This window comes from Sunxiuqinia rutila (assembly GCF_050589705.1).
GTDB classification, from domain to species: Bacteria; Bacteroidota; Bacteroidia; order Bacteroidales; family Prolixibacteraceae; genus Sunxiuqinia; species Sunxiuqinia rutila.
In genome coordinates, this window is sequence record NZ_JBNGOT010000020.1 from 1 (window position 1) to 11,884 (window position 11,884).

At 46.4% G+C, this 11,884-nt stretch carries 11 protein-coding genes; 8 read left to right on the top strand and 3 right to left on the bottom strand.

Going from position 1 to position 11,884, the window contains the following annotated elements:
- The first annotated feature begins 315 nt into the window (after positions 1–315).
- Together ACRD6K_RS18455 and ACRD6K_RS18460 are read left to right on the top strand one after the other, a co-directional pair.
- Positions 316–483, top strand: a complete 168-nt coding sequence (locus ACRD6K_RS18455; RefSeq protein WP_430974447.1) for a hypothetical protein — start codon at positions 316–318, stop codon at positions 481–483.
- Positions 484–499: 16 nt separating this feature from the next.
- A complete protein-coding gene (locus ACRD6K_RS18460; RefSeq protein ID WP_430974448.1) occupies positions 500–631 on the top strand; it encodes a hypothetical protein in 132 nt (43 codons plus the stop codon).
- An 863-nt stretch (positions 632–1,494) separates the two neighbouring features.
- Here the strand turns inward: ACRD6K_RS18460 and ACRD6K_RS18465 are convergent.
- Both ACRD6K_RS18465 and ACRD6K_RS18470 read right to left on the bottom strand, forming a co-directional pair.
- Positions 1,495–2,745, bottom strand: coding sequence for an ABC transporter permease (locus ACRD6K_RS18465; protein WP_430974449.1), 1,251 nt, complete (start codon positions 2,743–2,745; stop codon positions 1,495–1,497).
- A gap of 179 nt (positions 2,746–2,924) precedes the next feature.
- Entirely contained in the window at positions 2,925–3,917 is a 993-nt protein-coding gene (locus tag ACRD6K_RS18470) for a lysylphosphatidylglycerol synthase transmembrane domain-containing protein (protein WP_299583858.1), read from the bottom strand.
- Positions 3,918–4,113: 196 nt separating this feature from the next.
- On the opposite strand from ACRD6K_RS18470, the gene rsmA reads away from it, so the two are divergent.
- The 5 genes from rsmA to ACRD6K_RS18495 all read left to right on the top strand — a co-directional run bounded on the left by rsmA (position 4,114) and on the right by ACRD6K_RS18495 (position 8,704).
- Positions 4,114–4,890 (top strand): 16S rRNA (adenine(1518)-N(6)/adenine(1519)-N(6))-dimethyltransferase RsmA, encoded by a 777-nt coding sequence (gene rsmA / locus ACRD6K_RS18475; protein ID WP_430974450.1) that lies wholly within the window; start codon positions 4,114–4,116, stop codon positions 4,888–4,890.
- 10 nt (positions 4,891–4,900) lie between these two features.
- Positions 4,901–6,259, top strand: a complete 1,359-nt coding sequence (mgtE, locus tag ACRD6K_RS18480; RefSeq protein ID WP_299583852.1) for a magnesium transporter — start codon at positions 4,901–4,903, stop codon at positions 6,257–6,259.
- 3 nt (positions 6,260–6,262) lie between these two features.
- On the top strand, positions 6,263–6,718 hold the full coding sequence (locus ACRD6K_RS18485; RefSeq protein WP_299583849.1) for an ATP-dependent zinc protease family protein: 456 nt from the start codon (positions 6,263–6,265) through the stop codon (positions 6,716–6,718).
- Between the two features lie 132 nt (positions 6,719–6,850).
- Complete coding sequence (gene rimK / locus ACRD6K_RS18490; RefSeq protein ID WP_299583846.1) at positions 6,851–7,723, top strand: 30S ribosomal protein S6--L-glutamate ligase; 873 nt, start codon at positions 6,851–6,853, stop codon at positions 7,721–7,723.
- 12 nt (positions 7,724–7,735) lie between these two features.
- Entirely contained in the window at positions 7,736–8,704 is a 969-nt protein-coding gene (locus tag ACRD6K_RS18495; RefSeq protein WP_299583843.1) for a succinylglutamate desuccinylase/aspartoacylase family protein, read from the top strand.
- Positions 8,705–8,786: 82 nt separating this feature from the next.
- On the opposite strand, the gene ACRD6K_RS18500 is transcribed toward ACRD6K_RS18495, so the two are convergent.
- Positions 8,787–10,043, bottom strand: a complete 1,257-nt coding sequence (locus ACRD6K_RS18500) for an ABC transporter permease (protein WP_430974451.1) — start codon at positions 10,041–10,043, stop codon at positions 8,787–8,789.
- A 224-nt stretch (positions 10,044–10,267) separates the two neighbouring features.
- On the opposite strand from ACRD6K_RS18500, the gene purH reads away from it, so the two are divergent.
- The gene (gene purH / locus ACRD6K_RS18505) at positions 10,268–11,857 is read left to right on the top strand and encodes a bifunctional phosphoribosylaminoimidazolecarboxamide formyltransferase/IMP cyclohydrolase (protein ID WP_299583837.1); all 1,590 of its coding nucleotides are present in this window, start codon (positions 10,268–10,270) and stop codon (positions 11,855–11,857) included.
- The last annotated feature ends 27 nt before the right edge of the window (positions 11,858–11,884 follow it).

The window sequence follows — 11,884 nt, forward strand, 5'->3', positions numbered from 1 at the left end:
TAAGAAAACCCTGTTTGACGACCAACGGGAGGAGTTGGTTTTCGGGGAGTGACTGAGCCGTCGTTTTCGTTCAAAAGCATCGTCCGCCTTGATCTTTTGGTTCTTTTGGATTAAGCCAAAAGGACAGCTTGGCTTCAAGCTGACACCAATTTTTGGACCATTTCCAGCAAAAAGGTACAATTGACACAGTTTAATGAACACTACCTTATTCCGGCCAATTAAATCAAAATAATAGCCAGTTGGAGTGGTAATTTCCCCGATTAAATTTGAAAAAATGCCAATGGAAGCAATCATTTCCCCGAGGGAGTCAAAAAAATGGGCAATGAAGCGGTCAATGCAGCCAATGAATTCAGAAAATTGACCAATGGAAAGAAAAGATTGCCAATTGAATCAAAAAATTGGGCGATGGGAGCATCAATTGAGGCTGTGGAGGGTCCGACCTGGCTGGGGGACAGTAAAATCAAGGGTTTCGGGATTTTCTGAGGTAAAGCCTTGATGGATGAAGCATGAGCTTTCCAACAACCACCTCCCTTTCGCGTTGGGCGAAAGTACTCCTCCTTGGCAGGAGGAGAAAGAAGTAGCAGGCATCCTTCGAAACCCATTTCAAACCGTCAACTTTTTAGACCGATAAACACATGCATTCAGCATCGAAACTCAACTGTCCGGCTCAGGCCCATTTCCCCGCCTGACAAGGAGGAGAAAAGAGCAGCCTGCCTCAAACCGCGAAGGCACGAAGAGAAGAACGGACACACAAGCTGAAAATCAAGGAAACAGGCAGTAGACAGAAGGCAGCAAGGAGAATGCACGAGGGCACGAGGGCACGAACAATCCAAACAATCGACAACATAAGCACCTGTCAATCGGGCCTTAATCCGACTACAGCTTAATTCGTGTTTGATACTAACTCCTAATCTCTTCGAATAAGGGAATAAGGTTAATTGGGTGAAAAATTGAATGGTGCTACCAATGTTTAATAAAACGCTCCGTACTCGGGTGGTTGGATTTCCTTCTCTTCTCGAAGGGAAGGTGGCCCGGGAACCGGGACGGATGGGTTAAGAGAACCAAGGAAACAGGCAGAAGGCAGTAGGTAGCAAGGAGAACGCACGCATAATCTGAGAATCTGGGCATCAAACAAATAGCTAATGACCATTATTGACAAATAATGACCATCAATGACAAACTTTTCAACCACAGAGCAACCAACTCCGATTGAAACAGCCAACAAGGAGAAAAGAAAGAACGAAGACACGAGGTCATGAACGCACGAACGCACGCATAATCAGAGAACCAAGGAGACAGGCAGAAGGCAGTAGGCAGAAAGGAGAGCGCACGAGATCAAGCACAGTCTGATAATCAATTTTCATGACAAATAATGACAGTCTCTTTAACCACAGAGTGACCAGGAGGAATTCACAGAGCGACACAGCTCAAAAAACAATTGACCACCGACAGCCGACAACCGATAACTGACAACTGAAAACCGATTATCCCCCCCTAATCGAAGCGGATGGTTTTTTCGGGTGCAATGCGGCTGACAAAGTAGGAAGGGCCCAGCAACATGAAAATGGTAATTCCCAAAGCGCCGATATTCAGCAAAAGCAAATGCAAAATGGAAATGTTCACCGGCACGGTATCAACATAGTACGAAGTTGGATCGAGGTGGATGATTTCAAAATAATGCTGCAAAAGTCCGAGCATTAAGCCCAGCACATTGCCCCACAACAGGCCTTCGCCAATCAGAAAAGCCGAAAAGTACAGGAATATTTTCCGGACATTGACGTTGGCTGCTCCAAGCGATTTCAGGATTCCGATCATCTGGGTGCGTTCCAGGATAATGACCAGCAGGCCCGAGACCATGTTAAAGCCGGCCACCAGCACCATCAGCACCAGGATGATCCACACATTCATGTCGAGCAGGTTGAGCCAGTCGAAAATATGCGGGAATTTGCGTTTGATGTTAATCACACGCAGCAGGGTATCTTCATCGGCCAGGTTCGCCAAAATGAGGTTGCGCACCTCATACTCCAGCTCATCCACTTCGTCCAGGTCGTTGACAAAAACTTCGTAGCCACTGATTTCATCTTCGGCCCAGGAGTTCAGGCTTTGCAAATGCCGGATGTCGATCAGCATAAACATCTCATCGAACTCTTCAAGCCCTGTCCGGTATATTCCACCAACCTCAAACTGGCGGATGCGGGGCGTGCGTTCATTTTCATTCAGAAAATACATGCGAAAGGAATCGCCCAGGCCCAGTTGCAGCAAGTTCGAAATTTGTTCGGAAATCCAAACCTGGTTGGTTCGCAGCGAATCCAGCACCAGTCGGGAACCGGCCACCTGGTTGTGGTCAAAAAAGTTCCAGTCGAAATCTGTACCAATGCCTTTCAGCACCATCCCTTGAATAGCGTCTTCGGTACGAATCATACCGGGCTTGGTGATAAACTGTTGCACATGCTTCACCTCGGGCATGGCTTTCAGCTCCTCCAGAAAAGGCTGATCCTGATTGATGGATTCGGTTTGGTAAGAAAGGTTGCTGTCGTAGTTAACCACCTGCAAGTGGGCCGCAAAGCCGTTGACTTTTTCTTCAATTTCACGCTGAAAGCCCGTAACGATCCCCACGGCCAGAATCATAACCACCATGCCCAGGCTGATGCCGGCCACAGCCAGCCGCACAATTCGCCGCGACATGCGTTGTGTCTGATCTTTGGACGAAAATAACCGACGTGCGATAAATAGCTCTGTATTCATGAAACTGATTCTTCCTCCCTGTTTAAATTTCGAACAGCTGGTTGCACCCCTATTTTGATTCATTCAAACTCAAGGTATCCCCGGCCAGGCATTCCCCAAAATTAAAAAGAAGTACCAAGTTGACAACCTTCAAGCCAAACTAATCCGTCGATTATCACACCAACAAGCAAATACCGTGATTAAGCAGTAGCTTCGCGCCGGTTGATAAAAGGCAGAATCAGCAAGGCTACCAGTCCGAGAATAATCATCATTCCCATCATGGACGTGTGAGCCAGCAAGGCGAAAACCATTCCATCGGCCTTGTCGATGCCATAGACCATCAGGACCTGCATCACCATAAAATGCCAGGCACCAATGCCGCCCTGTACCGGGGCCACCATCCCGTAGCTTCCCAGCACAAAGGTGGTTAGGCCGGCAATCGCCGACAAGTGCGAAGTAAAGTCAAATGAAAAGAAGATGACATACAACATCAGGTAGTACATCACCCAAATAAAGATGGAGTGCGCCAAAAAGGCCCACTTGTTTCTCATGTCTTTAAACGAACGCAAGCCTTCAGCAAAATTATTGAGAATAACCCGCACCTTGCTCAAGGCTTTGGTTTGCAACAGGCGTTTCCGGAAGAGCACCAGCAGCCCAATCAGGCCAGCAATACTTAAAACCGCCCAAGGCGAAAACGCGATGTTCGACAGTTGTGCTTTTACTTCCGGGTTGTTATCCAAGAACTGAATGACTTCTCCAAACTGCACCACAATGATGGTTAGGGTTAGCAGCAACAGCATAATCACATCAATGATTCGCTCAACCACAACCGTCCCGATCAACTGGGTAAATGACATATTTTCGTAACGAGCCAACACGCCACAACGCGAAATCTCTCCCATTCGAGGAAATACCAGGTTCATCAGGTACCCCACCATCACGGCCAAAAAAGTATTCAGCGTACGGGGTGTTTTTCCCAAAGGTTCAATCATCAGGTTCCACCGAATGGTTCGGCTAACATGACTTAACAATCCCAACACAAGCGAGAGCAAAACCCACCAGTAATTGACATCATTTTTAAGGATGGACTTCAACCGGTCAACATCCTGATCTTTATAGACCAACCAAAATAAAAGAACCCCTAAGGCTAAAAAGGCGAGAAATTTAAGGCTTTTGGTAATTTTTGAATTCAAAGCAAACTTGTTAATTACTGAAATTACGCTAAATTTAAGATGGATTTTAGCGACACTTCCTATTTTTATTAAGTACTTTATTACATTTGCACGCCTTTAAAAAGGCAAGTTTCGCAGACAAAAATAGATATTTGTTTTAATTCACCTCGAATTTTAACAACATATCTAAAATCCTAAAAGCACGAGAACAACAACAATGACCAATGTCAGAGCAAAAAAGAACCTGGGACAACATTTCTTAACCGATAAGAATATTGCCCTCAAAATAGTGGATAGCCTGCAAGCCGAAAAGCTGAACCAGGTGTTGGAGATTGGTCCTGGTATGGGCGTTCTCACCCAGTTTTTATTACAAAAAGAAAACTACCAAACAACCGTTGTTGAGATTGACCGGGAATCGGTGGCTTATCTTCAAACGCATTTTCCCGAGCTGGGAGACCGCATTCTTTCGAAGGATTTTCTGAGGATGAACCTGCACGAGCACTTCAGCGAACCCTTTGCCATTATTGGCAATTTTCCCTACAACATCTCCTCGCAAATCTTTTTCAAGGTACTGGAATACCGCGATCAGATTCCGGAAGTGGTGGGCATGATTCAGAAAGAAGTGGCCGAACGGCTGGCAACCGGGCCCGGCAGTAAAGCCTATGGTATTCTGAGTGTGTTTCTCCAGGCTTTTTATGATATTGAGTACTTGTTCACCGTTCACGAACATGTTTTCAACCCGCCACCCAAAGTCAAATCCGGAGTGATTCGCCTGCGTCGGAATGCCACCCAAAAGCTGGATTGCAACGAAAAGCTTTTCTTTCAGCTGGTAAAAGCCGGCTTTAACCAACGGCGCAAAACCCTGCGTAACTCCATCAAAGCCTTTATCCGGGATGAGGAATTAAGACAAGATCCCTTACTCGCTAAACGTCCTGAGCAGTTATCTGTTTATGACTTTGAACGTTTAACCCGGCTGATCGAGAATCAGCCCTAAAAGCTGTTACATGCAATTTGAACTCAACCGAGAATACATCGATGAGCTGAAAACTCTTATCGAAAGCGAATCCAAAGAAGCCATTTTAGAAAAACTGGAAAGCCTTCACCCTACTGACATTGCCGAACTGATGGACGAGCTGACTATGGATGAGGCGAAATACCTCTACCTGCTGCTCGACCCCGAAAAGGCTTCGGATGTCATGGTGGAAATTCCCGAAAACGAACGCCGCAAGTTCCTGCGCATTCTTCCTCCCGAACTGATTGCTCATCAATTCATTGAATACATGGATTCGGATGATGCAGCCGATGTGGTTCGCGACCTGGAAGACGACATGAAAGAGGCTGTTCTTCAGGAAATGAAGGACAAAGAACAGGCTGGAGACATTGCGGATTTGCTGGAATATGACGAAGATACCGCCGGTGGATTAATGGCTAAAGAGCTCATTAAAGTCAATGAAAACTGGACGGTTCAAACATCGCTCAAAGCAATATCCAAACAGGCCGAAGACATTGACGAAATTTACTACGTTTATGTGGTGGATGACGATGATTTTCTGAAAGGGATTCTCTCGCTCAAAAGACTGATTTTGAATCCAACGAATTCCAAAATCAAAAACCTGATTGAGGAAGAGATTCACTATGTAAAAACCGACGCCACCCACGAAGAAGTGGCTTTGGCCATGGAGCGTTTTGACCTGGTTGCCATCCCGGTGGTAGATCACATTGGCCGACTGAAAGGCCGCATTACCATTGACGACGTGGTGGATGTGATTCGTGAAGAGGCCGAGAAGGACTACCAGATGGTTTCGGGTATTACCGGCGATGTGGAGTCGGGTGACCGGGTTTGGAGCCAAACACGAGCCCGCCTGCCCTGGCTACTGATTGGCCTGCTGGGAGGAATTATGGGTGCCCGGGTATTGGGTGCCAACGAAACGGCACTAGCTCAAATCCAGGGCATTGCCTTCTTCATTCCGCTGATCGCTGCGATGGCCGGAAATGTGGGGGTGCAATCCTCATCCATTGTAGTACAAACCATTGCCAGCGGAGCCCGTGATTTCGACACCTTTGGCAAAAAATTACTAAAAGAACTGGCTGTGGGAATGATTACCGCACTGGTCTTTTCCAGCCTCATTTTCGGGTACAATTTTTTCTTTGGCGAAAGCTTGAAACTAACCTGGGCTGTAAGTATATCGCTGTTCATGGTGATTGTTTTTGCCTCGCTCTTTGGAACAACCATTCCACTGGTGCTCAACAAACTTAAAATAGACCCGGCACTGGCCACTGGTCCGTTTATTACAACCATGAACGATATCCTGGGCCTCATGCTGTACATGATGGTTGCTAAAATGTTTTTCAACATTATCTAAGCCATGACGCTTTCAAGAACACTCATAGGACGTGAAGATGTTGCCGATTTCCCCTTGCTGAAACTGGAAGGCATTGAGGTTAAATCCGACACCGGAGCCTTCACATCCAGTTTTCATTGTCACAACATCAAGCTGACTGAGGAAGACGGGAAAGAAAAACTATCCTGCCACTTTCTTGATCCGCAGCATGATAAATACCATGACAAAGAATTTGTTTTTGATCGCTTTTCCCTGAAAAAAGTAAAAAGCTCCAACGGACAGCTTGAAGAACGCTTCAGCATTTTAACTGAGATCAGAATATTTAACCAAATTTTCCCGATCGAACTTACGCTCACGGAGCGTGGCTCCATGAAATTCCCGGTTCTGCTGGGGCGCAAATTTCTTTCCAAGCGCTTTGTGGTGGACAGCTCCCTGCGTAACCTTTCACTCAAGGGAAAAATAAAAACCATCACCTTTTAAAGGAAAGGGTGGAAAATAAACGGAGTGACAAGCTGTGCATCAAGCAATAACCAAAGTAAAAAAGACCGACCGCAGATTTATATTTCGTTGAAAGTTCCATACATTGTAAATTAAAAAGTAAAAACAGAACGAATGAAAATTGTTGTTTTATCACGAAACCCAAATCTTTACTCTACCATACGGCTCATAGAAGCCGGACAGCAACGCGGGCACGAAATGATAACGGTCGACCACTCCAAGTGCGACCTGGTGATTGAAAAGAAAAAACCTGCGGTTTATTACAAAGGTCAAAAACTGGAAAATGTTGATGCCGTTATTCCCCGCATCGGAGCATCGGTAACCTTTTACGGAACAGCCGTGGTTCGTCAGTTCGAAATGATGAAAGTATTTACAGCCATCGAATCACAGGCACTGGTTCGCTCCCGCGACAAATTGCGCAGCTTGCAAATCTTAAGCCGTGCCGGCCTGGGACTGCCCAAAACCGTTTTTACCAACTATTCGCGCAACGTCAAGGACATTATCAAAATTGTTGGTGGTACACCTGTCGTCATCAAAGTGCTTGAAGGTACCCAGGGGCTGGGCGTGGTACTGGCCGAAACCGACAATGCCGCCGAATCGGTTATTGAAGCCTTCAACGGCCTGAAAGCCCGGGTCATTGTTCAGGAATACATCAAAGAATCGAAAGGTTCCGATGTTCGCGCCTTTGTGGTTGATGGTGTGGTGGTGGGTGCCATGAAACGCCAGGGCAAGAAAGGTGAATTCCGCTCTAACCTGCACCGGGGAGGTACTGCCGAAATCATTGAACTGACCGAGGATGAAGAAAATGCCGCTCTGAAGGCCGCCCGCGTCATGGGCTTGGGCGTAGCCGGAGTAGACATGCTGCAATCCAACCATGGTCCGCTAATTCTGGAAGTAAATTCATCCCCCGGACTGGAAGGGATTGAATCAGCCACCGGATCCGACATTGCCAAAAGTATCATTCGCTACGTAGAACGAAACGTTTAAAGGCTTTTCAAGATGAAAAAGCACCAGCCGATGACCATTCTGGGAACACCCATTCTTCCCGGAAAACAAACCATTCTGAACCTGGACATTGCCCGTTTGCACACGCGGGCCAAAGTTGAAGTTCCTGTAATTGTGGAACGGGGCCGCGAAGACGGGCCGGTTCTCTTGCTCAATGCCGGAATTCATGGCAATGAAGTCAATGGCGTGGAAATTATTCGGGACATAATCGCCCGGAAAATCAATAAACCCAAACGTGGAACAGTCATCTGCATTCCGGTATTGAATGTTTTTGGTTTTCTGAGCCAGACACGCGAATTCCCGGATGGCAAGGACCTGAACCGGGTTTTTCCAGGCTCAAAAAATGGTTCACTGGCCAGCATTTTTGCGTTTCATCTGATGAACAACATCCTTCCGCACATTGATTACTGCATTGATTTTCACTCAGGAGGAGCCAACCGGTTCAACAGCTCACAGATCCGCATCAGCCGGGGCAACCCCGAGCTGGTCGAACTGGCCAAGGTGTTTAATCCTCGCTTCATCGTCTTTGCCCCCGACCGCGAAAAGTCCTTCCGACAGGCAGCCACGCGGTCGGGCAAACAGGTTTTATTGTTTGAAGGTGGTAAGTCGCTCGATTTCCATAAACGGATAACTATGCGCGGCACCCGGGGCGTTAAGAACGTTATGCACCACTTGGGAATGCGCGACTTTTCTGAAGAACTGGCTCAAATGCCCATGCCGGAATCCATCATCATTGAACACTCCAGCTGGGTTCGTGCCCGCCATGGCGGACTTTTCCGCTTTCACATAAAAGATGGCTCAAAGGTGGAGAAAGGCGAAATTATTGGCAGTATTTCGGATCCATATGGCAAGTTTGAATACAAGGTGCGCATGCCTGCCAGCGGCCATGTACTGGGACTCAACCACGCGCCCATCGTCAACCAGGGCGATGCACTGATTCATTTGGGAAGTACAAATCGTTAAGAAAATTGTTTAGATACGGGCTGAGTCTGAACTCGGCCCATTTTGCTTTGGAGTTCGATCTTGAATCCAGAACAATTCTCTGTCAAACTGAATTGATGGCCTCTACCGGATCGAGACGGGAAGCCGACAATGCCGGCAAAAAGCCTGACAGTACGCCAATCACACCGGAGATCATCACACCCATCATCACATTTTCGGCATTCATGGCAATGGTCATGTCTGAGACATAGCTAAAAATGCCTGTTCCCAGGAAAATCAGCAACAAACCGACCAGCCCACCCATGATGGAAAGAATAACGGATTCGAAAATAAACTGAAGCAGAATAAAATATTTTTTGGCCCCCAGGGCTTTTTGAATACCAATAATCCGGGTTCGCTCCTTAACCGACACAAACATAATATTGGCAATGCCGAAACCGCCCACCACAATGCTAAACCCACCAATCACCCAGCCCGCCAGGTTAAAAGCCACAAAAAAAGCATCAAACCGGTTGCTGATTACACTCACCTCGTTGATGGCAAAATCATTTTCCTCCATCGGCCTTAAACGACGCAGCGTTCGCATGATACCTTCCAGCTCAGCCATAAATTCCTCGCGCCCAACACCGGTCTTCGATTTGACATTGATGGTTTGTCCCCGGTCACGGTTTCGGAAGTCAACCATGTTCGCCGCATAATTCACCGGAATATGAATCCGCTTATCCATACTTGTACCGAACATGTCGGTTCCCTTCTTCTTATAGGTTCCGATGACCAGGAAACGGTGCCCCATCGCTTTAAATTCTTTCCCTACGGGGTCGATCCCTCCAAACAGCCGGTCGACCAGCTCGCTGCCAAGCAAGGCCAAAGGAACACCCGAGTGGGTTTCCGACTCGGTAAAGTACCGGCCGCGCTCCAGTTCAAGACTCCAGGTATCAATCAAATCATGCGAAGTAGCAAGCACCTCTGTATTTTCAGCCGTACTGCTTCCATATTGTACGGTCGCATTAAACCCGAATAAAAACACGGCATTCTCGGCATGCTGCGATCGACGCATCAACTCATCAGCCTCGTCCATTTTCGGAACCGGACGATTCAAATACTTCCACCAGGGATATTCCGTTTCACCTTCGGGCGGGGTCCACGGCCACTTCTGTACGTACACCATGTTATCGCCCAAGGCATTTAAACTTTTCCGGATGTAGTTTTCCAACGAATCAATCACCGTAAAAACCGAAATGATGGCAAAAATGCCGATGGTAATCCCCAACAACGAAAGAAACGTACGCAATTTATTGGCTCGCAACGAATCGCCGGCAAACGTAAAGCTTTCTATTATGAGTCGCAGTAAAAGCATCATTTTTGTTTCGATCAATAAAGATATAACTATTCCCTCCAAATGGAATCTTTCACTCCTTAAAAATAGCAACATGCTCCGGATTAAAATGATTCAAAAAGCAGGAAGAAAACCAAGATCCGTTGTTAGTATCTTTTCAATAATAAATTGCGGAATTCACCGCCTTTGGCAGAAGAAAAATCAGTCGTTTTTTACTATCTTTGTCCATCAATTTCAAAAGACTATAAATGAAGGATTTAAAAAAGATTAAATCGGCGCTCATTTCGGTTTATCATAAGGACAAGCTGGATGCTATTGTACAAAAACTTGATCAGTTAGGAGTTCAAATCTATTCAACAGGTGGAACTCAAACATTTATTGAGGGCTTAGGAACTAAAGTAACCCCGGTTGAAGACCTGACCAGTTACCCATCCATCCTTGGAGGCCGTGTAAAAACGCTTCATCCCAAAGTTTTTGGAGGTATTTTGAATCGCCGCGACAACGAAGGCGACCAAAAACAACTGACGGAATATGAAATTCCTGAAATTGATTTAGTCATTGTTGATTTATACCCTTTTGAAGAAACAGTGGCCTCCGGAGCTTCAGAACAAGACATTATTGAAAAAATAGATATCGGCGGCATTGCCTTGATTCGTGGGGCAGCCAAAAACTTCAACGATGTAATTATCGTTTCATCACGTACCCAATACGAAGACTTCATCCAGTTGCTGGATGAGAAAAATGGTGAAAGTTCGATTGAAGACCGCAAAGCCTTTGCACGTAAAGCCTTTGCCACGTCTTCGCACTACGATTCAGCCATCTTCAACTATTTCAACGAAGGCATTACCGAAACCAACCGGGTAAGCTTAAACGACGGCCATGTGCTGCGTTATGGCGAAAACCCACACCAGTCGGCGACCTTTTACAAATTTGACAACACTGACAACAAAACCACCCTGGCCAACGCTGATGTTTTACAAGGGAAAGCCCTGTCGTACAACAACCTGCTGGATGCAGATGCAGCCTGGAAATCGGCCAGCGATGCTTACCATTCGGTAACTCACCTGGAAAACAAAGTGGCTGTTTCGGTGATCAAGCACCTTAACCCTTGTGGACTGGCTGTAACCGACAACATCCTGAAATCGTTGGATCTGGCTTGGGCCGGTGACCCAATCAGTGCCTTTGGCTCCATCATTTGCTTTACCGACACGGTAACCGAAGAAGTGGCCAACTGGTTTGGTAAAAAGTTTGTCGAAATCATCATTGCTCCGGCATTCACTCCGGAAGCCCTGGAAGTTTTCGGTAAAAAGAAAAACCTTCGTTTGCTGGTTACCCCAGTCAAAGCCGAATCAACCGGTGAAAAACTATACCGCTCAATCAGCGGAGGCATGTTGGTTCAGGATGAAGATGAAGGTATGGACACCGAATTCAAAAATGTCACAAAAATTCAATTTGACGACAATAAATTAAATCTGGCCAAGTTTGGTATTACAGCATGTAAACATTTAAAAAGTAATGCCATTGCTTTAGTCACTGAAAACACGGACGGCTCGTTCTGGCTGACCGGCGCAGGTATGGGACAACCAAACCGCCTGGATAGCCTTCGTCAATTAACCATTCCTCGTTTCAACCTGAAAGAAGGAATCAAAATTGAAGAATCAGTGCTGATCTCCGATGCCTTCTTCCCATTCCGGGACAGCATCGAAGCAGCCAACGAGTATGGTGTAAAATACCTGGTTGAGCCCGGTGGCAGCATCCGTGATGAAGAAGTGATTGAAGCCTGTGATGAATTCGGCATGGCCATGTTATTCACCGGAAGACGTCACTTTAAACATTAATCACAACAACAGTTTTAGCGGAATATT